Source organism: Paenibacillus woosongensis (assembly GCF_030122845.1).
Taxonomy (GTDB): Bacteria; Bacillota; Bacilli; order Paenibacillales; family Paenibacillaceae; genus Fontibacillus; species Fontibacillus woosongensis_A.
This window is the reverse complement of the sequence record NZ_CP126084.1, coordinates 4,124,249-4,148,185: the sequence shown is the minus strand read 5'-3', so window position 1 is coordinate 4,148,185 and position 23,937 is coordinate 4,124,249. Positions and strand designations below refer to the sequence as shown.

At 48.8% G+C, this 23,937-nt stretch carries 19 protein-coding genes; 9 read left to right on the top strand and 10 right to left on the bottom strand.

The window, feature by feature from the left end:
• Positions 1-222: 222 nt before the first annotated feature.
• The 3 genes from QNH46_RS18945 (at position 223) to QNH46_RS18935 (ending at position 5,904) form a co-directional block, all read left to right on the top strand.
• Positions 223-4,557 (top strand): SGBP N-terminal domain-containing protein, encoded by a 4,335-nt coding sequence (locus tag QNH46_RS18945; RefSeq protein WP_283925603.1) that lies wholly within the window; start codon positions 223-225, stop codon positions 4,555-4,557.
• 521 nt (positions 4,558-5,078) lie between these two features.
• A complete protein-coding gene (locus QNH46_RS18940) occupies positions 5,079-5,636 on the top strand; it encodes a hypothetical protein (protein WP_283925602.1) in 558 nt (185 codons plus the stop codon).
• A gap of 61 nt (positions 5,637-5,697) precedes the next feature.
• The gene (locus QNH46_RS18935; protein ID WP_283925601.1) at positions 5,698-5,904 is read left to right on the top strand and encodes a BC1881 family protein; all 207 of its coding nucleotides are present in this window, start codon (positions 5,698-5,700) and stop codon (positions 5,902-5,904) included.
• A 167-nt stretch (positions 5,905-6,071) separates the two neighbouring features.
• Here QNH46_RS18935 and QNH46_RS18930 read toward each other — a convergent pair whose 3' ends face one another.
• The 9 genes from QNH46_RS18930 to QNH46_RS18890 form a co-directional block, all read right to left on the bottom strand.
• Complete coding sequence (locus QNH46_RS18930; RefSeq protein WP_283928498.1) at positions 6,072-6,995, bottom strand: AEC family transporter; 924 nt, start codon at positions 6,993-6,995, stop codon at positions 6,072-6,074.
• 138 nt (positions 6,996-7,133) lie between these two features.
• Entirely contained in the window at positions 7,134-7,760 is a 627-nt protein-coding gene (locus QNH46_RS18925; RefSeq protein ID WP_283925600.1) for a hypothetical protein, read from the bottom strand.
• Positions 7,761-8,011: 251 nt separating this feature from the next.
• Positions 8,012-8,428, bottom strand: coding sequence for a Na+/H+ antiporter subunit G (locus QNH46_RS18920; protein ID WP_244996837.1), 417 nt, complete (start codon positions 8,426-8,428; stop codon positions 8,012-8,014).
• Positions 8,406-8,690, bottom strand: coding sequence for a Na(+)/H(+) antiporter subunit F1 (locus QNH46_RS18915; protein ID WP_283925599.1), 285 nt, complete (start codon positions 8,688-8,690; stop codon positions 8,406-8,408). The genes QNH46_RS18920 and QNH46_RS18915 overlap by 23 nt, the downstream gene beginning before the upstream one ends.
• Entirely contained in the window at positions 8,690-9,172 is a 483-nt protein-coding gene (locus QNH46_RS18910) for a Na+/H+ antiporter subunit E (protein WP_283925598.1), read from the bottom strand. Before QNH46_RS18910 ends, QNH46_RS18915 begins: the two co-directional genes overlap by 1 nt.
• 41 nt (positions 9,173-9,213) lie before the next feature.
• Positions 9,214-10,692: a Na+/H+ antiporter subunit D gene (locus tag QNH46_RS18905; protein ID WP_283925597.1), complete on the bottom strand. Its 1,479-nt coding sequence runs from the start codon at positions 10,690-10,692 to the stop codon at positions 9,214-9,216.
• Positions 10,685-11,023: a Na(+)/H(+) antiporter subunit C gene (locus QNH46_RS18900; RefSeq protein ID WP_283925596.1), complete on the bottom strand. Its 339-nt coding sequence runs from the start codon at positions 11,021-11,023 to the stop codon at positions 10,685-10,687. Before QNH46_RS18900 ends, QNH46_RS18905 begins: the two co-directional genes overlap by 8 nt.
• 4 nt (positions 11,024-11,027) lie before the next feature.
• The gene (locus QNH46_RS18895; RefSeq protein WP_155611440.1) at positions 11,028-11,450 is read right to left on the bottom strand and encodes a Na(+)/H(+) antiporter subunit B; all 423 of its coding nucleotides are present in this window, start codon (positions 11,448-11,450) and stop codon (positions 11,028-11,030) included.
• Positions 11,437-13,839, bottom strand: coding sequence for a Na+/H+ antiporter subunit A (locus tag QNH46_RS18890; RefSeq protein WP_283925595.1), 2,403 nt, complete (start codon positions 13,837-13,839; stop codon positions 11,437-11,439). Before QNH46_RS18890 ends, QNH46_RS18895 begins: the two co-directional genes overlap by 14 nt.
• 402 nt (positions 13,840-14,241) lie before the next feature.
• On the opposite strand from QNH46_RS18890, the gene QNH46_RS18885 reads away from it, so the two are divergent.
• The 6 genes from QNH46_RS18885 (at position 14,242) to QNH46_RS18860 (ending at position 22,853) form a co-directional block, all read left to right on the top strand.
• Positions 14,242-14,940 (top strand): universal stress protein, encoded by a 699-nt coding sequence (locus tag QNH46_RS18885; RefSeq protein WP_213594387.1) that lies wholly within the window; start codon positions 14,242-14,244, stop codon positions 14,938-14,940.
• A 291-nt stretch (positions 14,941-15,231) separates the two neighbouring features.
• Positions 15,232-16,686 (top strand): polysaccharide deacetylase family protein, encoded by a 1,455-nt coding sequence (locus tag QNH46_RS18880; RefSeq protein WP_283925594.1) that lies wholly within the window; start codon positions 15,232-15,234, stop codon positions 16,684-16,686.
• Between the two features lie 35 nt (positions 16,687-16,721).
• A complete protein-coding gene (locus QNH46_RS18875) occupies positions 16,722-18,035 on the top strand; it encodes a nucleotide sugar dehydrogenase (RefSeq protein WP_283928497.1) in 1,314 nt (437 codons plus the stop codon).
• A gap of 37 nt (positions 18,036-18,072) precedes the next feature.
• Complete coding sequence (locus QNH46_RS18870; protein WP_283925593.1) at positions 18,073-19,941, top strand: glycosyltransferase family 2 protein; 1,869 nt, start codon at positions 18,073-18,075, stop codon at positions 19,939-19,941.
• Between the two features lie 30 nt (positions 19,942-19,971).
• Positions 19,972-21,747, top strand: coding sequence for a polysaccharide deacetylase family protein (locus tag QNH46_RS18865; RefSeq protein WP_347342925.1), 1,776 nt, complete (start codon positions 19,972-19,974; stop codon positions 21,745-21,747).
• Positions 21,748-21,785: 38 nt separating this feature from the next.
• Positions 21,786-22,853: a glycosyl hydrolase family 18 protein gene (locus QNH46_RS18860; RefSeq protein ID WP_283925592.1), complete on the top strand. Its 1,068-nt coding sequence runs from the start codon at positions 21,786-21,788 to the stop codon at positions 22,851-22,853.
• A gap of 162 nt (positions 22,854-23,015) precedes the next feature.
• On the opposite strand, the gene QNH46_RS18855 is transcribed toward QNH46_RS18860, so the two are convergent.
• On the bottom strand, positions 23,016-23,936 hold the full coding sequence (locus QNH46_RS18855; RefSeq protein WP_283925591.1) for a glycine betaine ABC transporter substrate-binding protein: 921 nt from the start codon (positions 23,934-23,936) through the stop codon (positions 23,016-23,018).
• Position 23,937 lies beyond the last annotated feature (1 nt).

The window sequence follows — 23,937 nt, the reverse complement described above, 5'->3', positions numbered from 1 at the left end:
ACAAAGTCTAACGAATAGCCGATGTCTACAGGCTTTTTTTTGCTGCCTGGAACTTAAAGTTTTCTTTAAACTTCGCAAATGGGCTAATCTACCGTGATAGAATAGGAGAAATATTTGTAGGTTTTTGACAAAGATAAGCAATCTGTCAAGGCAGTTCGTGTCAAATATTTTAAAATCAATGCAATTATAGCACTTTGCGATTATTGACGGGAGAGGATAAACATGGATACACGGATTCAAAGGCGAAGCATCGCACTAATGCTTGTTTTAGCATTAATTTTAAGTATGATATCGGGGATGGTAACGACGAAGGCATTTGCCGCAGGGTTACCGGATGGGACGCAAGATTTCACAGGATATACAGTATCAGGGAGTGTTCGAAACAGTCCGGATGGATTTTTTACGCTTTCTGCGTCCAGATCAGAGCTTATGGCAGATGGGTATGGGGCTTATATTAATGCTAACAACAGCTTAACAGGTCCTGAAACGGTTTATTTTGAAATAACAGCAGCGGGTTCTTTGGGCAGCTTTGAATTAGACAGGCTATATGTAGGTGAATATGAGGATGGAAGCTTTTCTGATGTTACAGTGAAAGGTTATGCCTCCGGCAATGAACAATTCTCAACCGTACCGTATTCACAAGCAAAAGATTTATCAATAACAGCTGATTTCCCTATCGATTATTCTGTTGCACATGGAAAATCCATTGATTCCTTCCGGGTTTATTATACGAAGGAATTTGGAACGAAACATGAAGATTTTAACTTAATTACGTTTACTATTAATAATGCTTCTGTAAATCCCCCTTCGCCTACTGTAAGTACAGAGAAGGCGATAACCGGCTTCTCATTTGACGGTTTGACGCCGGCGGTGACAGGTTCCGTAAATGAGGCTGCGAAGACAGTGGCGTTGACGGTTCCATACGGGACGAACGTAACTGCCCTGGTGCCGACGATTACCCATACGGGAGCAAGTGTGTCACCTGCAAGCGGTACAGCGCAGGATTTTACGAACCCTGTGACATATACGGTAACAGCAGCAGACGCAACAACACAGCAGTACGTGGTGACTGTAGTGGTGGCAGTGAATCCGGCAAAGGCGATAACCAGCTTTGCGTTTAATGGCCTGACGCCAGCGGTGACAGGTACTGTGAATGAGGCTGCGAAGACCGTGGCGTTGACGGTGCCGTACGGAACGAACGTGACCGCACTAGTCCCGACGATTACACATACGGGAGCAAGTGTGTCGCCGAACAGCGACGATGCGCAGGATTTCACGAACCCGGTGACATATACGGTAACAGCAGCAGACAGCAGCACGCAGCAGTATGTGGTGACGGTAACCGTGGCAGCAAATCCGGCGAAGGCGATAACCGGCTTTGCATTTAATGGCCTGACGCCAGCGGTGACGGGAACGGTAGATGAGAGTGCGAAGACCGTGGCGTTGACGGTGCCGTACGGAACGAACGTAACCGCACTGGTGCCGACGATTACACATACGGGTGCGAGTGTGTCGCCGAACAGCAACGTTGCGCAGGATTTTACTAACCCTGTGACATATACGGTAACAGCAGCAGACAGCAGCACGCAGCAGTATGTGGTGACGGTAACCGTGGCAGCGAATCCTGCGAAGGCGATAACCGGCTTTGCGTTTAATGGTCTGACGCCAGCGGTGACAGGAACGGTAGATGAGAGTGCGAAGACCGTGGCGTTGACGGTGCCGTACGGAACGAACGTAACCGCACTGGTGCCAACGATTACACATACGGGTGCGAGTGTGTCGCCGAACAGCAACGTTGCGCAGGATTTCATGAACCCGGTGACATATACGGTAACAGCAGCAGACGCAACAACACAGCAGTACGTGGTGACTGTAACCGTGGCAGCAAATCCGGCGAAGGCGATAACCGGCTTTGCGTTTAATGGTCTGACGCCAGCGGTGACAGGAACGGTAGATGAGAGTGCGAAGACCGTGGCGTTGACGGTGCCGTACGGAACGAACGTAACCGCACTGGTGCCGACGATTACACATACGGGCGCGAGTGTGTCGCCGAACAGCGACGATGCGCAGGATTTCACGAACCCGGTGACATATACGGTAACAGCAGCAGACAGCAGCACGCAGCAGTACGTGGTGACTGTAACCGTGGCAGCAAATCCGGCGAAGGCGATAACCGGCTTTGCGTTTAATGGTCTGACGCCAGCGGTGACAGGAACGGTAGATGAGAGTGCGAAGACCGTGGCGTTGACGGTGCCGTACGGAACGAACGTAACCGCACTGGTGCCGACGATTACACATACGGGCGCGAGTGTGTCGCCGAACAGCGACGATGCGCAGGATTTCACGAACCCGGTGACATATACGGTAACAGCAGCAGACAGCAGCACGCAGCAGTATTCTGTAACGGTCACTGTTGCAGCTATGAATGCACCCTCCGCACCGGTTATCCAATCCGCAATCGGTGGCGATGCACACGCAACCATTACATGGAATCCTGTCACTACAGCTGCAGGATATAACGTATATATGAGCACAACGCCTGGAGCGTATGGAACTGCGCTGGGATCTGTGGTCAGCACCGTATACAGTTATACGGCGTTAGATTTGACAAACGGAACGACATATTACTTCATGATTAGAGCAACGAATGCCGGAGGCGAAAGCCCTGATTCGAATGAGGCAAGTGCAACGCCGCAAGTTCCAGCACCAGGAGTGCCGAACCTGCTCACTGCTGAGTCAGGCAATGCGGCCATTACCCTTACTTGGGCCCCAGTTAGCGGTTCAACAGGCTATAACATCTATCAACGGTTGGGTTCCGACACCTATGGAGCAGAAGTAGCAACAGTGACCGGCTCTGTATATAACTATCAAGTAACGGGTTTAACGAACGGTACGATGTATTATTTTGCAATCAAAGCAGTCAACCCAGGAGGAATAAGTGATCCATCCAATGAGGTCAGCGCAACGCCAATGACTGTTCCGTCAGCGCCGACAGGGGTACGAGCTGTTGGTGGTAACGGTCAGGTTACGATCACCTTCACTTCGCCTGATGATCAGGGCGGAAGTCCAATTACGGGATACGAAGTGGAGATATTGCCGGATCATCGCACAGTAACAGGTGTTTCAAGTCCGATTACGGTTACTGGATTGACGAATGGCAGGGCCTACACATTCGTGGTCAGGGCAATAAACAGCGTGGGAAGCAGTGTGGCTTCAGTGGAATCCAATGCAGTTACACCGCAATCGCCTCGAAGTGATTATATCGAAGTAGAACGACAAGTACCGAATGAACCTAATCGGTCAACAACGGAAGTGGAGGTACTGGTTAACGGCAAGCGGGAACAAGCTGGAATTGCAGCAACGACAGAGAAGAATGGTCGTACGATCATGACGATAACGCTTGATCCGAAGAAGCTTAATGATCGGCTTCAAGCGGAAGGCAGTCGTTCTGTCATTACCATTCCGTTTAGCACTCCATCTGATGTGGTGATCGGCGTACTGAATGGACAGATGATTAAGGATATGGAAGTCAAGCAGGAGACGATTGAGATTAAGACAGAGAAGGCGACTTACACCCTCCCTGCACTGCAAATCAATATTGATGCCATCTCTGAACAGATCGGTCGAGAAGTGGAACTGGAACAAATTCAAATTGAAATTGAAATATCCGAACCTACAGAGGAACAATTGAAGGTAGTGGAGAATGCGGTTCATCAGGGAGCGTATACACTCGTGATACCTCCGTTGAACTTCTCAGTCAGGGGCAGTTACGGTGATATGACCGTTGATGTGTCGAGGTTCAACGCTTACGTAAAGAGAACGTTGGCCATTCCAGATGGCGTAGACCCGAATAAGATCACAACGGGGGTTGTGATAGATTCGGATGGAACGGTTCGACATGTACCTACCACAATCGAACTGATTGACGGCAAGTATTATGCTACAATCCATAGTTTGACAAACAGCATGTACGCTGTGATCTCGAATCCAGTGGCGTTCAAGGATGTAGCTGGGCATTGGGCAGAGGAAGCTGTGAATGAAATGGGATCACGGATGGTTGTTAGCGGAAGCGGCAAAGATCTTTACAATCCTGATCAAGCGATTACCCGTGCAGAGTTTGCGGCGATTATGGTGCGGGCATTGGGGCTTAAAGCAGATAGAGGGGCAACGTCATTCTCCGATGTGCGTTCATCGGATTGGTATAGTGGTGCAGTGCAAACTGCGCTTGCTTACGAACTGATCCGTGGTTATGAAGACGGCACCTTCGGTCCACAGCAGCAAATCACACGCGAGCAGGCGATGGTCGTGATCGCAAGAGCGATGGAAGTGACGGGACTTAGGAATAAACTCCCTGATAAAGATGCGAATAAGATCCTGCAATCCTATGTTGATGCAATACAAGTTTCGGTATGGGCGAGGGACAGTGTTGCCGATGTGTTGCAGGCAGGAATTATTACAGGAAGAAGCAACTCACAGCTTGCTCCACAAGCATTTATCTCACGAGCAGAAGTTGCGGTGATCATCCAGAGACTTCTTCAGCAGTCTGAGTTAATCTGACCTATTACATCAGCCACTTTCCTTGACGGTGCTTGGGTACCGCAAAGGACGGTGGCTTTTTGTTTACAAAATATCTCCGGAGGTGTGCGTAGGTTAACGCCGTTCCAGCTTCTGATAAAAACGATGCATCACGCTCACCCGACGCGCATTTGATCACCCGCATTCGAAACATATACTTGAATAATTCCATGCCCACAACAAGCCCACATTTTGCCCACAAACTCTACCCACACATCATACTCATACGGAATTATCGAACTGATTTTTCAAGAAAAACGGACAAATAACCCACAAAAAGACTTAAAAAACCTAAAAAACGCATTTGTCTCATGGGCGGCATGATGTAATAAAGGGCTGTAAGTCCTGTAATAGCGCTTGATTAAAGGCTCCCGAGAGGGAGCCTTTTTATATAGAATCACATAAAAGTCTTTTTATTGATGTTTTTTAGAAGTCTATCTCTACGTACCCTCCTGTTATCTATTATGATAGAATAATAGGAAAATATTGGGGAGGGTCTTTTGTTGAAAAAATTTATATCCGGTTGCATTGTAGGCGTCTGTCTCATGTTGGGAACCACGGTTTATGCAGAACAAATTAAGCAGTTCATATTGACTCCTGTCACTTATCCAATAATTGTCGATGGCGTAGAGTATAAGGACGCTAAACGGCCAGTGTTAAATTATGAAGGCAGCACTTATGTTCCTCTTGCTAAGTTAGGCGACATTACTGGTGTAGACTATGTTTGGAATGATCAACTTGGAAGAGTGGAAATCAACACTGGAAAGGGACAATTTTATTCTGAATACAATGGTGATATTCCTAATTATGCAAGTGTAAATGGTATCTCATCCGGAAAAAGAATAGAGCTATCAGACGGAAAAACTGTGGTGTATGCATATGATGTTACTGATGCGACTGAAGGATATATCCAAAAGTATGTTAATGAATTGGAAAAGCAGGGGTATGTTTATGAAAGTGATACATCCGATGATGAGGTTTCCTATTATTCCAAAGGGGATATCGTTGTAGCACTTACTGTAATGGGATATGACTTCAATGTTATTATCTCTAAGGATTAATATATCTATATTTATGGAAAAGCGCTCTTTATAGAGTGCTTTTTTCTATGCCAAAAAGCAGGTGAACTTGTGGCCACTGTTTCAACGGGACTGGCAATATATATATCAATGTCTAATTGTTCTTAACAAAGAACCCGCAGCTCGCGAGGGAATTGAGGTTATTGAAGTAAACCCTCAAAAGGAATTTAAAATAACAACCGGCCAGAAGGAAATGAAGCCAACTGGACCGGCTATTATTCTAATCAACCAAGACCAAGCTCGACGGTAAGATAGCTTCCACATGAGCGGCCAAATAACTACTATGTTCGGACATTTATTCATGATGAAAGGCAGACGGAACGTTCCAATTGAGGAAATTATCGAGAATCGCAGAGCATTCGCCGATCGACATGTTATGGGAATAGGCAGGTTGATCAAATAGCAACGCCAGATAGATTACCCCACGAATTTGGATAACGAGATCAGTGCCGTTACGGTTATGACGTTCAGCAGCGTAGAGATGAGTACAGTCTGGGACGCGAAGTCTGGCTCGTTATCATACTCTTCAGCAAGAATCGTACTGTTGACGCCTGTCGGCATACCGGAGGCGATGAGCAGCGCTTGAGCCGGGATGCCTTTCAGGCCAAGCGCGAGAATAAGCAGCAGCCCGATAGCCGGACCGACTAGCAGCCTTAAGAAGGCGCTGATGTATACATCTAACCGGTCCAGGCGAAGCGGATATTGGATAATTTGCGCCCCTAACGTCAGTAAAGCGATGCTGACCATGGAATCTGCGATATAGCCCAGCGGCTTTGCTGCGAACTCTGGCAGCGGCCAGTGAAAGACGTGAAAGACTAGGCCAAGCACGAGCGCGTACGGAACCGGCATTTTTAGAAAACCAATTAATGCTGCTTTCAATGTTCCTCCTGATTTAGCGCGTTGAACCGAGATTACGCCATAAGTAAAGGTGACGAGGCTTTGAAAGGTCATGACCAGCGCCTGGATCGAAGTCGCTAGCGGATCGCCCTTGAATGCGAGCTGATTGATAGGAAGTCCATAGTTGCCCGAGTTGTCGAGAATGAGGCTGTTCGTGAAGGCGGCCTTCATGCCTGGTTTGAATCCCCTTTTCCAGCTGACAATAGAGCTGACAATATACTGGAGTGAAATATATAAAGCGTAGAACAGAGTAACGCTGCCCAATAATAAGGGGGACATTTCCGAATTGTACATGCTCAGGAACACAACAGCGGGAGTGATATAATAAAAGTTGATTTTTGCCAGTGTATATAAATTGAGCTGAAAAGCACGATGCATCAGCGCTCCAAGTCCAATCAGCACAAAGATGGGCAGTACCACATCCGTTACGATTTCGATAATCATCTTGATGTCCAACTTCCTTCTAATAATGAAATCCGAATTGACAAGCAGTGTTATTATACCATGTTTACGGCACTAAATTACTAATTCAGATTACATACGAAAACCTCGCCATAAGGGCGAGGCTCATTTAAGGGCATGTTATTTATTCTTAATGCTCTCTAAATCAGCTTCCAGCTTGAGCTGGCGGCGGTTAATAATATCAATGCTGTATTCATGGGTGTTGAGCTGGTTGGTCACTTTTCTCTCAAATGATTTTTGGGACAAATCAAGGCGCTTGGTAATTTCCAGCGTCTCCAGGACAGCCTGTCTAATTAACGGAATATCCGCAGTGTTCGCTTTGATCTCTTTTAGTTCGGCCTCGAAGCTAACTTGCCTAGCTTCCAGAGCCTCTTGCCTGGTGAGTAAAGCCTGCTGTCCACTCTCCAGAGCTTCTTGCCTGGTGAGTAAAGCCTGCTGTCCACTCTCCAGAGCTTCTTGCCTGGTGAGTAAAGCCTGCTGTCCACTTTCCAGAGCTTCTTGTCTGGTGAGTAGAGCCTGCTGTCCACTTTCCAGAGCTTCTTGCCTGGTGAGTAGAGCCTGCTGTCCACTCTCCAGAGCTTCTTGCCTGGTGAGTAAAGCCTGCTGTCCACTTTCCAGAGCTTCTTGCCTGGTGAGTAAAGTTTGTTGTCCATTTGCCAAAGTCTCTTGCTTGTCTTCCAAATTGCCCATGCGATTGTTCAGTGATTTGAGTTCATGGAGAATTTGCGTTAGAATCTGATCGCTCATCCCGATGCATCCCTCCTTTTTTGAAACTGTGATGGTGTAATGCTATATATTGATTCGCTTCTAGTTGTCCATAATTTAGGTAATAAGGCATGAGAGCGGCTATGATACTTGCCTTTGAATAAGTATAACTTAATGGGTAGTAGGCCGCAATTGAAATGTAAAATATGTCGATTTAAGGAATTAATCGAGGTGTTGTTAACGAAAAAGGCCGAGCAGAGATCAATATGATTCCCTTGCCCGGTCTTTTAAACTTACAGGCTGCCTTGTGGCTGCTCTGTTCCTTGTTCATGTTCATTACTTTGTTTCTTCTTCTGCCCGCTTCCGTGCAGGACAGGTTTTAATTCATCTTCAATCGTTGAATCCGCCAGCTTGACGTTGGAGCGATAGGCAGCGCGAATAATGAGATGCCCGGACACAGGAGCCGTAATGAATACGAACAGAATACCCAAGATAACCCTCACGCTGATAAAAGCGTCGCTGAACCATATATATAGAAAGGTTCCGATAAGGGTCAGCAGAACGGCCAGCGTAGAGCTTTTGGTAGCGGCGTGCGCTCGTGTATATACGTCCGGAAAACGGATGATACCGATGGCGCTGATCACACTAATAATGCTGCCGATAAGAATCAAGGCGGCTCCAACGAATTCACCCACTGCGTTTACGTTCAATAATAACACCTCTCTCGATAAATCTGGAGAGCGAAATCGTACTGATAAAAGCCAGTAAGCCCAAGACGAGTATAACCTCCAAATACGCTTTGGTTCTCAGCAGTATAGATACCGCGGCGATCCCCGAGATCAGGTTCACGCCGATCATATCCATCGCGATAACGCGATCGGGAAGGGAAGGCCCCTTGATAATGCGATACAGGGAAATGGCAATCGCTACGCTGAACAGGGTAAGGGAAACCCCCAGTATTATTTTGATCATTATCGAGTCACCTCCATGATTGCTTTTTCAAACCGGCCTAAAGAACGGATTAAATCGTTTTTGTAGCGCTCAATATCGAGTGCATGGATATAGAACGTATCTCCTTCGGGTGAAACCTCCATAACGACCGAACCTGGAGTAAGCGTGAGCAGCAGCGCCAGCGTGGTTACTTCCCAATCGCTTTTCAGGGCAGTTTTGTAAGTGAAAATCCCCGGCTTGATATCTATTTTTGGACTGATAATATGTTTCATTACGACAAAAGCCGACTGGAGCAGCTCGGAAATGAAAATCAGGATTAACTTGACGACCCGGTAGAAGCGATGCAAATAAAATTGTTTTCCGAAAAAACGCTGCATCACAAAGATGATTGCGACCCCGACAAGGAAGCCGGCAAAAAACGTCGTAAATCTCAACTCGTCTTCATCATTGAGAACCATCCACAAAAAAGCAATAAATAAATTCAGCAGAAACTGAGCAGGCACCTATTTCACCCCTTTTTTCATATCGTGCATTTCTAATTTCATTATTTGTTTAGGACCGCATCAATATAGATGTAGGGATTCGTTAAAGTTGCCGCCGCGTCAGCGATGTAAGGCGATATATATTCCGCCCCGAATCCAAGAGCGATAGAGGCAGCCGTCAGTAGAGCGCAAGGGATGATCCAGCCTTTGCTTAGAGGAGCCGAATCTTCCTCGCTGGTTGTAGATTCTCCCCAGAAGCAGTTCAGGAAAATACGCAGCAGGGAATATAGCACGAATATGCTGGAAATCAGGGAAAGCGCGAGCAGGATATACGACCCGCTTTCAATCGCCCCTTGACCAATGAGGATTTTCCCCATAAAACCGCTTAGCGGCGGGATACCAGCAAGAGCCAGCATAATGATGAAGAACGACCAGCCTAATATCGGATAGTGGCGAATCAATCCGCTCATCCGGTCGATCATCGTCGTACCGGTAAGAGCCGCCATGGAACCCGCGATCAGGAACAAGGCTGCTTTGACAAGCATGTCATGCACCAGGTAATAAATCGACCCCTCGATCGCTGCCGGAGTGGCGACGGCAAGACCGACCAGGATAAAGCCTACCGCGATGACTACGTTAAAGGATACGATTTGGCGGATATCTCTATAAGCTATTGCCCCGAAGGAGCCCCCGATCAGCGTAATGCCAGCCATGATGCCAATGATCGTATGTGTAATTGAAGGCTCATGATAGAAGAGCAAGGTGAACATCCGAAACATGGCATATATGCCGACCTTCGTCAGAAGCCCTCCGAATAATGCGGCTACGGCCGTCGGCGGGACGCTGTATGAGCCAGGCAGCCAGAAATAGAGCAGCAGTCCGGCCTTTAACCCGAATACAAGCAGGAACAAAATGCTAATGACGGTGAGCAGCGGAGTTTGTCCCGCTTCCGCAATCCGTTCGGATAAATGAGCCATGTTCAACGTGCCTACTGTTCCGTACAAGTAAGCGATGGCTACAAGAAAGAACCAGGAAGAGAGCACATTAATGGCTACGTATTTAATGGACTCTTTCAACTGGGCTTTGGTGCCCCCAAGTGTAATGAGCGCATAGGAAGCTAAAAGCATAACTTCAAAGCACACATACAGATTGAACAAATCTCCTGTCAGGAAGGAGCCGTTAACGCCTGCAACCATGAGCAGGACAAAGGGATAGAAGAACATTCGCTCCCGCTGCTCCCCGATGGAGTAGAAGGCGTAAATCAAGCAAATGGCGGCAACGAGGCTTGTCGTTAGCACCAGTAGCAGGGAGAAGGAATCACCGACAAAAAGGATGCCGAACGGCGGCTGCCAATTCCCAAAGTCGAGGCGGATGATTCCCGCATTTTGAATCATGTTCAGAATATAGATGCTGATGCCTGTAACCGACAGGATGGCAGCCAGGCTAAGCCATCTTTGAATCTGAATATGCGACCGGAAGAACACAAGCAGAATACCGGCCAGTACCGGAATAACGACGGGGAGTACAAGGATATTATTCATTCAGCATACTCCTTAACACGTTTAAGTTATCGCTTCTGCTCTCCTGGTACAACCGGTAAGCAAGCACAAGAAGAAAGGCGGTAACCGCAAAGCTGATCACGATGGAGGTCAGGATCAGGGCTTGCGGCAGAGCATCGGTAAAGGTAGTCGTTTCTTCTCCGAGCACGGGCACGCCGCCGGTCTTTAGCCCGCCCATCGTCATAATCAGCAAATGTGCCGCATGCGTTAGCACGGCTGTTCCTAGAATGATCCGAATAACATTCCTGGAGAGAAACAGGTAAGTCGCAACGGACACCAGCACTCCCGTCAGGATGATGATCAACGTTTCCATACATTTACACATCCTCGCTAATACTTAGAATAATCGTGACGACGACGCCGACTACACCCAGGGCTACACCGAGTTCAAAGATCGTGACCGTAGCGAGCCCGGTTTTGCCAAAGACGGGAAGATTGAAATAAGAATAAGCGTGGCTCAAAAAAGGAATATCCAAAAACAAAGAAGCGGCTCCCGTTGCTACGGCAATGAAGGCTCCCACGGCAGCGACCATTTTGAAGTCCAAAGGGATTCTTTTCATGATGGTTTCCGTATCGAAGGCGAGGAATAACAGCACCAGTGCGGAAGCGAGCACAAGTCCCCCGATAAAACCGCCGCCGGGGCTGTTATGTCCGGACACGAACAGATAGACCGCCATCGTCAGAATAATGAAAACTACGATTTTCGTAACGGTTTGTAAAATGACGTCATTGATCTTCAAGGTTCTGCTCCTCCTTCGTCGACTTTAGTTTGATCAATGTGTATACGCTCAGGCCACCGATGAAGAGGACGATGACCTCAAGCATCGTATCGAACGCGCGGAAGTCGCCGAGGATGGCGTTAACGATGTTCTTTCCGCCCGCCAGCTCATAGGCGTTTTCAAAGTAGCCGGAGATCGTATCGAACAGTTTGCCTCCCCGTACAGAGAGAGCAACCAAAACGAAAATGATTCCTACGGCTATGGAAATGACAAGGTTGGTGCGCTTCGTGCGGCGAGGCGTCTCTTCTTTCTTCCATTTTGGAAGGAAATAAAAGCAGAGCAGGAACAACGCTGTCGATACCGTCTCCACCACGAGCTGGGTTAATGCCAAGTCAGGCGCACGGAATACGACGAAGAACAGAGCCATGGAATAGCCAAGCGCTCCATTGAGCAGAATGGCGTTTACGCGCGATTTCGCCAAAGGGATGGCAAGCGCAGCAGCGACCATGACTAGCACCAGAACGATTTCATATACGCTGATCGGAGCATCGCCCGCAAAATCAAAGGCGTAAGCTCCTGTAAACAGCAGCGTTCCTCCTACAGCGGCGATAAAGAACAGGAAAATATAAATCGAATAACTTCGCAAATAGCCTGTCATATAGAAGGAGGTGATCCGGTTTGAGATTTTCTCCATTTGGATCAGACTATTGTTATACAAGTTGTCCAGCGTCCAATTCTCGGGCAGAAGCGAATAGATTCCTTTCCACCGCCGGATCGACAGATACATCAAGGTGCCGACAGCAATGACTCCGAGCGTCATCCATAAAGCGGGATTGAATCCATGCCAGGCTGAAATAGGTTCAATCATGCCTTCGAGTTCTATCGAAGGGAGGATGCTGGCCATCGCCGGACGCAGCAGATAATCGCCCAGCACGTTAGGGAAAAAGAAGATCCCTACAACCAGAACTGCTAGAATGATCGGTGAAATCAACATGCCTGCCGGAGCTTCATGGGCTTCATGATCGAGCTTCTCCGGCTGGTATGGCCCCAGAAACGTCTTGAATACGATGATCATGCAGTATATGAATGTGAATACACTGCCAACCCAGGCGACGACAGGGAATAGTACCTTGGATACATGCAGGGAGAAAATTCCGGACTGACTTACGCTGACAACGGCTTGAAAGAACATTTCCTTGCTCAGGAAGCCGTTAAATGGCGGCAAGCCAGCCATGGAAAAGCTGCCGATTAAAGCGATGGTGAATGAAATCGGCATTAACGACATCAGTCCGCCAAGGCGGCGAATGTCACGAGTGCCTGCTCCATGGTTTACGATACCGATAACCATAAATAAAGCGCCTTTGAACGTAGAGTGATTAACCAAATGGAACAGGGCCGCAAAGGTCGCCTGCGTATAAATCACGGTCTCTTCACCGGCCCCCATGGACAGTGCCGCCGAACCAATACCAAACAGGGTCATGATGAGACCGAGCTGGCTAATGGTCGAGTAGGCGAGCAGTGCTTTAAGATCCGTCTGGCGAACCGCGTTGAAGGAGCCCCAGAAAAGCGTGATGATGCCGACGCTGCTGACGAGCCAGAACCAGGATTCATGGCTGCCGAAAATGGGCGTAAACCGGGCCACCAAATAAATGCCCGCTTTGACCATCGTTGCCGAATGCAGATATGCACTGATTGGCGTCGGCGCTTCCATAGCGTCAGGCAGCCAGATATGGAACGGGAATTGAGCGGATTTGGTAAAAGCGCCGAGCAGCAGAAGGAGCATTGCCGGAATAAATAGCGCATGGCCGTAATCAATAGTAGAAATAATTTCCCGGATGCTCATTGTGCCAGTCATGACATAGATCATAATGAAGCTGGTCAGCATGGCGATTCCGCCGGTCACCGTAGTTAATAGAGCTTTTTTTGCGCCGTATCTGGATCTTTTCCGGTGGTACCAAAATGCAATCAGGAGGAAGGACGAAATGCTGGTCAATTCCCAGAAAGCATAAAACACCATCAGATTGTCGGAGAAGACAACGCCAAGCATAGCTCCCATAAACAGCAGCAGGTAAATATAAAAGTGGCCCAGCGACTCTTCTGCGGATAAATAATAAATGGAATAAATGATGACCAGGCTGCCGATCCCGGTGATCAATAGGCCGAAGATGATGCTCAGCCCGTCAAGATACGTGGTAAAATGGATGCCGTAGGAGGGAATCCACGCGATCGTGCTCAAGTAAGTCTCGCCCCCGGCGACAGACGGAATGTAGCGAGCTAGAGAAACAAACAGGACAATCGGCACGATCAGGACGAACCAGCCGATATGTTTGCGTGAAACTTTGGCGTATAAGAATGGTACGAGTATAGCGGCAAGAAAAGGGATCAATATGGCTAAGTTCACGGATAACAAAGTCAAACCTCCATTTTCATGATGATGGTGATCTTCTTTATATTTGAGCAAAAAACAGCCTTATAAAGAAGGATTCCCGCAGGACTTGACTCCTATGTCAATAAGCGGGATAATAAGAAGCCATAAGTCTTATGATCGCCTATGGCGTGAGAAGTGAGGACTTCGCTTAGGAAGTGAATTGGGAGTTCTGGAAAAGCAGCCGGCAGCTTTAAAGCGGGCTGTTCGAAACAACCCTGTTGGCGTATTGCGTATATCGGCCAAACGATAAGGAAAAATTATAATAATAATCTAATTATACAATATAAATCGTGCCGATGTACAATAAATACATTCCATGTATAAGCTTTTCTTATAGAGAATGATATAAATACAATGAATTATTTAACGAGGTGAATTTTCGTCATGAAGAAGGTAAAGGGTCGTATGGATGAGAGTATTCTCGTTTGCGTATATTACGGTCCCAATGGTGAGCGGTTGATCAGACGCGGCCATAAAATGGCGAGTATGTTGAATTGCCCGCTATATATCCTGACGGTGGATCCGCTCCCGTACGATGAGTTTGATGCCGAAAAATCGGGATACATCGAACGCTGGAAGGAACTGGCTGAGGAATGTGATGTTGAGGAGTTTATTCTCCTGGATAATGAAAAGCGGCCTACAGCTAAAATGATTGCCGAGGTTGCCCATAAATACAACGTCACGCAAATCATTATCGGACAAACCGCCCAGAATCGCTGGGAGGAGATCACGAAGGGTTCCTTCGTCAACGTGCTTCTTCGCGAAATCACTTTCGTTGACCTTCATATTGTATCGCTGGATCGCACCATCAAGAGCGAGGACGAAATTGAGTATGAGGCCGGCGTTCGCGGTTATCTGCTGAAGGAAGGGGACAGCTACAGACTATGCTTCTCCTGCCAAAAGAACATGAGCTATGAAGGCATATTCTATAAAGAGATCGGTACGGATTTTAACAACGGCATGTTCAAATTCGTTTGCAATGGCATAACCCACCAGGTCCATGTCGCCGATGACAAAGTGACCGAACCGATCGATGCGCCATCCAACGTAAAGTATGAGCATAAGGCCCATGATTTAATCTAAAATATAAATAGCGAAATAAGCCCCAGTGCCTGTAAAGCACTGGGGCTGTTGTGTTTTGCCAAGGGGCTTATGCAATGGGGGAAATGTCCTGATTTTGCTTCGTGCTGATGGTTCCTTCCTGAATATTCGTTAGGTTATAATACCTATAAATAATTACAAGTAACTTCCTTGTAATAGATAGATTGGACAAATCTGTTTAGAAAATGTATAGAACGTCCTGATATATTATTGGACGATTCAGGAGTTTGATACACAGGTATTCTATTATTTGGTAAAAAGAGGGGCTAGAACATGAAGAGCAATGACAGGTTGAATAGAGAACGAGCGCTGATTCGAGTTACGGCTCTGTTCATGAGCCTGGTCTTGTTGGCCAGCTGCGGAATATTTGGCTCCGGCGGCAGCCCGGCAGATCCTGCGGAGGGCCAGATGCAAGGCGAGCAGGCCATCGAGCGCTTTAATGGGGAGAAGAGCAGGGTAATCACCTCTGTGTATACGGCCCGAAAAGAGCTGAGCCTTACCTTTAACGGTATGGGGGATGCGGAAACGATGGAACGGCTGCTGAACGAGCTGGACAAGTATGGTATCAAAGCGACGTTTTTTCTTCCGGGAATACGGGTAGCGGAGGAGCCGGATATTGCGAAAAGCATTATCGAACGGGGGCATGAAATCGAAAATAACACGTTGAATCACCTGGATTTAACCAAGCTTGGCTATGAGCAAATCTATAAGGAAATCGAGTTGGCCAACGAAGTGATCGAAAAAGAAACGGGCGTAACTCCAAAATATATACGAACGAAGTCTGGCGACTACTCGGACGATATTCGGCTTGTAGCCGCGCAGCTAGGAATGGAGGCCGTCGTCAATTACAACATCAACCCGAAGGACCGCGATATGAAGAACGCGAAAGAAATTGGCGATTATGTGGCCAGATACATGTCAAGGGGAGGCGTCATCTCGCTGAACACCGACATTAATCCGGAAGTCGTGCCGGCGATTGGTTTTATCGGCGAGGCAGCAGAGGAGCTCGGCTATAAACTGATTACGCTGAGCGAGCTGGTCAAGAACGGTGGAGTTCGAAAACCGCTGGAGGAAATCCCCGGGTACGATGCAGCAAAACTGAATCCCGACTACAAAGGCACTCCTTATGAGCTTGTATATAAGGCCAATACGAGGAAAAAGGAAATCGCTCTTACCTTTGACGATTGGGCGACGGACAAGACGGTTACGCGAATATTGGACATATTGGCCGAGCATGATGTCAAGGCAACGTTTTTCTTGCGGGCGCAGGGCGTGGAGCAGAATCCGAATCTGGCAAGGGCCATGATTGAAGAGGGGCATGACGTAGCCAATCATTCCTATGCCCATCAGGTTGTAACTACGCTGACTCCGGAGGAGCTGCAGGAGGATGTTGTTAAAGCCCATCAAGTAATTACGGAAGCGATCCAGCAGCAGCCGTTAATGCTGTACAGGCCGCCAACGGGCGTGGTGGATGAGAAGACGGCAGAAATTATCGCGGCTACGGGGTATCCGCAAATTGCGATGTACGACGTGACCACGCTCGATTGGGATGTAAAGAACAGCGCCGACGATATTATAAATGGGGTTATGAAGCAGACGCAGAACGGAAGTGTTATCCTGCTTCATATTCTTGACGGCATTCATACGGCAGAGGCGCTGCCAACCGTTTTGGAGCGATTGAAGGAGAAGGGTTACACCTTTGTGAAAATGAAGGATTTGATTCAATAAAGAGGCGGAACATTTTGACGGACGGGGATGGAGAAATGGGATTGTACGAAGATATCGTTAATCGGCGCGAAGGAATTGCCGTCATTGGACTCGGGTATGTCGGCCTGCCGATCGCAGTCGCTTTTTCGAGAAAAACCAATGTGATTGGATTTGATGTGAACCGCAGGAAAATAGATAGTTACCTGACGGGAATCGATGTGACAGGCGATGTGGGCGACGACGTCATTCGGAAATGCAGCGTGAAGTTTACCTCCGAGGAGGAGATGCTGGAAGGAACTCGTTTCTTTCTCGTGGCCGTACCAACCCCGATTCAAAGCGGAAATGTGCCGGATTTGAAGTATGTGCAGAACGCCAGCCGAATCGTCGGAAAGAAGCTGACCCAGGGGGCGGTCGTCGTATATGAATCCACGGTATATCCCGGCGTCACGGAGGACGTATGCATACCTATTCTCGAAGAGGAATCGGGTTTGAGGTGCGGAGTCGATTTTAAGGTAGGCTATTCGCCTGAACGGATCAATCCGGGCGATAAAGTCCACCGTCTGGAGAATATTGTGAAGATCGTATCCGGCATTGACGATGATGCGCGGGAGTTGATCGCACGGGTATACGAGCTTGTAATTGAAGCCGGCGTATACCGGGCGGAGAGCATCAAGGTCGCCGAGGCAGCCAAGGTTATTGAAAATGCGCAGAGGGACATCAATATCGCCTTCATGAACGAACTATCGATGGTGTTTCATCGCATGGGTATCGACACGAAGTCCGTGCTGGAGGCGGCGGGGACGAAGTGGAATTTTCTGCATTTCACCCCTGGTTTGGTAGGCGGGCACTGTATTGGCATAGATCCTTATTATTTAACTTATAAAGCAGAGGATACGGGCTACCATTCGAAAATCATCTTGGCAGGGCGGCATATCAACGACAGCATGGGAGCCTACATTGCGGACAGTATTATTAAAATATTGGTCCGGCAGCAGCTCGATATCCGGAATACGAGAATCGGCCTGCTGGGCCTGGCTTTCAAGGAAAATTGCGCGGACATCCGGAACACAAAGGTCACGGACATTATTAACGAACTGAAGGATTATGGGGTGACGACATTAGTCGCCGACCCGCTGGTAGATCCGCAGGAGGCTTACGAGGAATACGGCCTCGAATTAGCGGACATGTCCTCCTTCAAGGACTTGAACGTTGTCATTGTCGCGGTTCCGCATACGCCTTTTGCCGAAATGGGAATTGAGGATTTTAAGAAAATGTACAATGGCAGCCAGACGAAGATCATGATTGATGTCAAAGGGATATACTCCAAAGCGGAGTATGAACACAGCGGTTTCTACTACTGGAGGCTGTAGGCTGCAGGTATACCAATAATGATTGGGGACGCAAATAGTGATTAAAAGTAAGAAGAAAAAGGAAGAAGTACTGACAATACCTAAAGTTGACAGGCGTACATTGTCGCATGTGCCTGATCCTGAGAATATTCGGGGACGGCTCGACCGCAGAGGACTGAGGGGCGATGGGCTGGAGCCGGAGCTGGACGGCAATGATTCGGATTCCCGGGAGAAGCTGCGGCTGCTCAGCCTTCGTTATATCGCGGATTTCGACGTTCTGCTAATTCCCGAGGGAGAAAAGAAAAAGGCAGGCATTCAGGCCCGGGCCGTCGATATATCGTCAACGGGTATATTGATTGAATTGGGTACTGAAGCGGGCAAGTTTGAGGTAGGCGACCGTTATGAGCTTCGCTGCCATATCCCGCCGGGAACGATGCCAGAGGGCTTCGAGTCTTCCGTCAGGCTAGGCACGGACGTTGTCCGCCTGTTTACGCAGGAGGCGGAGGGACAGATTAAACAGAGGGTTGCCCTGCAATTTGCAAAGCCGCTGACCGAGTATTTCCAGAAGAAACGCTGGGGGTATTCGATTTATACGGCGAGCGGAATGCTGTTCATCGCCGTCGCCATCATTATGCTGATGCGCGTGGAGAGCGTCATTTATTTTAAATACAATTTCTGGCTGTATTTATATAGTTTGATCGCGGCGATCTTTTTGCTGAGCCGGTATTTGTTTGGGGCGTTTTACCGGGACGTGCCGGTCAATCCGGATTATACGCCGGGCGTGAGCATCATTATCCCGTGCTTCAATGAAGCTGAGTGGATTCACCGGACGATACTAAGCTGCATCAACCAGGATTATCCGGTCGATAAGCTGGAGGTGATCGTCGTCGATGACCGGTCGACCGATCATTCCGCCGAGGAAATCCGCAGGACGATAGAGATGGTTCACCAGGAAGCAGAGCGCTACGCCACCAAGGAAAGGCTGAAGATGGTCGTGTTGCCGGAGAACGGGGGCAAGCGGGTCGCATTGGTGAAGGGCGTGGAAATGGCGAAGCATGATCTCGTCGTCTTCGTGGATTCTGACAGCTTCCTGGAGCCGACGGCCATCAAGCATTTAGTACAGCCGTTCCAGGACCCGCGTATGGGCGGCGTCGCCGGTCGTACGGATGTCGAGAACAAATATACGAATTCGATCACGAAGCTGCAAACCGTACGTTATTATATCGCGTTTCGCATTATGAAGGCAGCGGAATCGTATTTCGATAGCGTCACCTGCCTGTCCGGCCCGCTGTCCTGTTATCGCAAGGACCTTGTACTGCAGCATTCCGAAGCGTGGCTGAACCAGAAGTTCCTGGGACAGCCGGCGACCTTTGGCGATGACCGGAGCATGACGAATTTTATTTTAAAGACGCATCGTACTGGCTACCAGGATAGTGCGATTTGCTCCACGATTGTGCCGTCGAAGATGAGCGTGTTCCTGAAGCAGCAAATGCGCTGGAAGCGTTCATGGCTGCGCGAGTCGCTGCGGGCCTCGGGGTTTATTTGGCGTAAAGAGCCTTTTATGTCGCTATTTTTCTACGTCGGGGTTATCGTGCCGATCGCGGCGCCGGTTGTCGTGCTGTACAACCTGGTTTATGTCCCGCTAGCTTATCAGATTTTCCCGGGCACGTTTCTGATGGGACTGCTTCTCATGGGACTGCTGATGAGTCTGGCCCATCTATTGTTCCGCAAGAGCAGGCTGTGGGTATACGGACTGATATTCTGCGTATTTTACGAGGCAGTGCTTCTGTGGCAGATGCCGGTGGCTTGGGTGACGTTCTGGAAGTCTACCTGGGGGACAAGGGAGACGCCGCAGGATATTGAAGCTAGAGAGAAGAAGGAAGCGCGAAGGCAAAAAAATAAAAAAAGAATCGGATTGCCGTTCTAAAGCAATCGCCTGAAGATTCATAGAGTGAGGATGGCAGAAATGTTAAAGAAGAACCGGAACTCTGCCCTGGATTATCGCAAGAAAAATCGCAGAAAATGGATCAGGACCATCGTGCAAAGTGCGATTTTGCTGGCCGTGGGCGTATTGCTGTTCGACGCCTTGTTCGGAATCCGGCGATATGAGGAGCCTGACAAATCCGAATGGCGCAATCATAAAGGTTTTATCGCCATATCTTATTTCGGTGTAGGGCGTTCAGCCACGCCGAAGCTGGTGGCCAAGAGCGAGCTTGATCAGCAGCTGAAGGCGCTATATGCCCAGGGCTACGTGACGATATCGCAGCAGGATATTTTGGATTTCTATTTTCATCACAAACCGCTGCCGGACAAAGCGCTGTACTTATCGTTTGAGGACGGACGAAACGACTCCAGCCTGTACTCCCAACCGCTGCTGGAGAAATATAATTACAAGGCGACGTTTTTCTCTTATGCGAACAAAATGGGAAAGAGCGAGCGCAAGTTCGTGCAGCCAAAAGAGATGCTGAACATGATGAAGTCAGGCTATTGGGAGCTGGGGACTAATGGAAATCGGCTGACATACATCAATATTTTTGATGATCAGGGCAGCTTCATTGGGATGAAGGAAGAGAACGAATTAACCAATAAGGAGCATATCGAGTATTATAACCATTATTTGATGGATTTCATTCGGGACGAGAATATGATCCCGGCAGAGAATCGAACGGAGATGGAAGCGCGGATTCATAGCGATTATGCCGCGATGAAGGACATCTACACCAGCAAGCTGGGATTTGTGCCTCAAGTATACATGATCATGCACGCAAACGCCTTGAACAACGGAATGAACCCGCTGGTTGCTCACGCAAACAACACGAACATCGAGCAGCTGTTCAGCATTCATTTCAATCGGGAAGGCGAGGCCTTCAACTCTGCTGACGCAGATGTGTATGATTTGACGCGGGTACAGGCGGCGCCGTACTGGTACACCAATCATTTGCTGATGAAAATACAGAAGGATACGGGAGAGAAGATGCAGTTTGTCCGCGGTGACGAAAAGCTTGCCGAACCTTGGCAGCTCGTTGGCGGAGCGGCGCAGTTTGCCGACAATCGGATTATTCTGACTTCCCCTCCGGCAGCCCCGGGCATGCTGTACTTGAACAATAGCGAGAACAGCGAGAATACGGTAATCTCCTACAAATTAGCGGGGAACGTGGTCGGCAAGCAGACCGTATATGTCCGTTATGACCGTCGGGCGGGAGCTTTTCTAAGGGTGGTCGTCGAGAACAACCAGCTGCACATCGAACAGCAAAAAGCAGGCGGCAAGGCCGAGCGCGTATTCTCCAGCCCGCTGCAGCCGATAGCTTGGAGCGAAGAGGATCTCGCTTTCTCTAAGGCTTCGGTATACACGAAGGAACAAATTGCCGCAAGCGCCGGGCCGAAGGAGGAAGAGTACCCGACGAATATTCGGCAGATAAGGCAATTGCAGGTGGAGCTGAGCGGAGACCAGCTGACCATCATAGTCGACGGTGATCGTATTGCTGACGGAATGGCGCTTGACGGTGTGGTGAAAAACGGCGGCATTGCCCTTGAAGCGGAATACAGCGGGCAAAATAAGAAGGACGATATTTACGACGGCGTATTCGAGGATTTTGAAGTGGCGCGGATAACGAAGGAGGACGGCAGCCCTGATGTTGTGTTCAGCCATAGAATCACTGGCTTTCAGGGTATCGTTCACGGCCTCAAAAAAGGGTTGGACGCCTCCATAACTTGGGTGATGGACACCTTCTAATAACGGAATAGAAAGAAGAGAAAGGTGTCAGAGCATAGATGACGAGACGATGGGTATATATTATGGCTGCTGTAATTATAGTCATTATCGCGGGTATTATATGGTTTTACAGGCAGGAGAATGAGGAGCAAACAATCCGGGCGGTGGACGTGGAGCAGGATTTGGAAATGTCCGCATGGGTCGTGGATTGGAAATGGGAATCCGGTGTGGCCGATTTACAGCAGATCAGCAGGAATCTCGACCGGCTGCAGGCGTTTGCCGCTTACTTCGACAGTGAGAACCATCTCTATTTTACCGACGACATGCATAAGGCGCTTCCGCATATATTCCAGACGGCGCGGAAAGGCGGCGTAAAGTACGTGGATTTGACGATCGTCAATGACCGCTGGAACCCGGATGGAACGGCAGTGCAGAAGGATCCGGGCATTGTTTCGCGTATTTTGGCCACGCGGGAAAGTCAGGAGCAGCATATCGAAGAGATCATCGACACCGTGGAACGGTACGGATTTGACGGCGTTGAGATGGATTTTGAGAAGATCGGGGATGCGGACTGGGAGAAGCTCTGCATTTTCTATGCAAAATTGTATGAACGCCTGCACGCCAAAGGGAAATCGCTCCGTGTCATATTGGAGCCGCGTACCCCTATAGAGCGGCTGGCGCTGCCTGAAGGGCCGGTGTATGTAATGATGGCTTACAATTTGTTCGGCAGCCATAGCGGTCCAGGTCCGAAAGCGGATCATGCATTTATTAGGAAGCTGGCTTCCCGCATGAAAGTACTGCCAGGCGAAGCGGCGATCGCATTCTCGGTGGGCGGCTTTGACTGGACGGACGGCGGGGGGGTGACCTCCTTGACGGAGAAGCAGGCGGCAGAGCTGCTGCGGCAGAGCCGTACGGCCGTACCGATGAGGGATAAGGCTAGCGGAAGCCTCTATTTTTCTTATAAGGATGAAGAAGGTCAGAAGCATACCGTGTGGTATGCGGATGGGGAGACAATATCGCAATGGATTCACATAGCCCAGCAGTCGGGATACGATAATATTGTTTTATGGAGGCTGGGCGAGTTCGAACAGGGTACGCTCAATAAGCTGAAAAAAAACCATTTTTAATTTCTTTTTCAGGTTATGATAATGTGGCATTAAGGAAGGGCAGTTAAAGTATAGATACTCCCTTTTTTATAAAGGAACCCATCCCGCTGAAGCGGGATGGGTTCTATGCCGTTAGGCCAAATGAATAGCCGCAAGATTGAGTTGTATTTTACATAATGAGAATTATTTCAAGTCTTCGATGGAGTTGGCTTCTACATAGGACGGAACGACAAGTCCGGTACGGACTCCGGTCATATTTGCACCAAGATCCTCTACCTGATCCTTGTACTTATCCCAGTAATCAGCATGGGTCAGCGGCAGCCAAGCTGCAGCCGTTGCATCCACATCGCCGTTGGCTACGCCCGTCCACATAGGGCCTGCTTCTACCTGAAGCGCAGTTACCTTATATCCAAGGCGGCTCTCCAAAATGTATTGAATCAGATTCGTGCTGGCGATCTCGGAATCCCATGCTACATAGCTGAGTTTAAAGGTGTCGCCGTTGACCGGCTGAATATCCGCCGTCCAAACGTCAACACGGTCGCTGTGGCTTTCGGCCCAGGCTTTGGCCGCTTCCGCTGGATCCTGTCCTTCCTGGATGGCCGTCATAATTTCGCCCATCTCGTCCGAAGTCCACTCGAAGCGTTCAAGGAATTCATAGGCTTCCGGATGAGCTTCCTTCAGTCCTTTGCGAACGACGGTATGGATTTCCTCTGCCTCTCCAAATACTTTCTTTGGGTCTTCCAAATATTTCAGATCATATTTGGCGAACATCCAGTGGGGCGTCCAGCCCGTAATAATGATCGGCTGCTCGGATTTGATCGCCTTGGCCAGTGTTGCCGTCATGGCCGCGCTGGAACCTTCGATCAATGTCCAGTCGGATAGTCCGTATTCCTCGATGGCTGCGCTAGCCGCCTTCATGATGCCGGCACCAGGATCAATGCCGATGATTTCATGCTTTACTTGGTCGCCGAGCGACTTGCCTCCGGCATTCCCAGCTGTATTGCCGGCGTTACCCCCAGCATTTCCTGAATTTCCGCAGGCAGACAGCAGCAGTACGGCTGCCAAGCTTAACAACATCCATATATTAGTTTTCCTGTTCCTCATG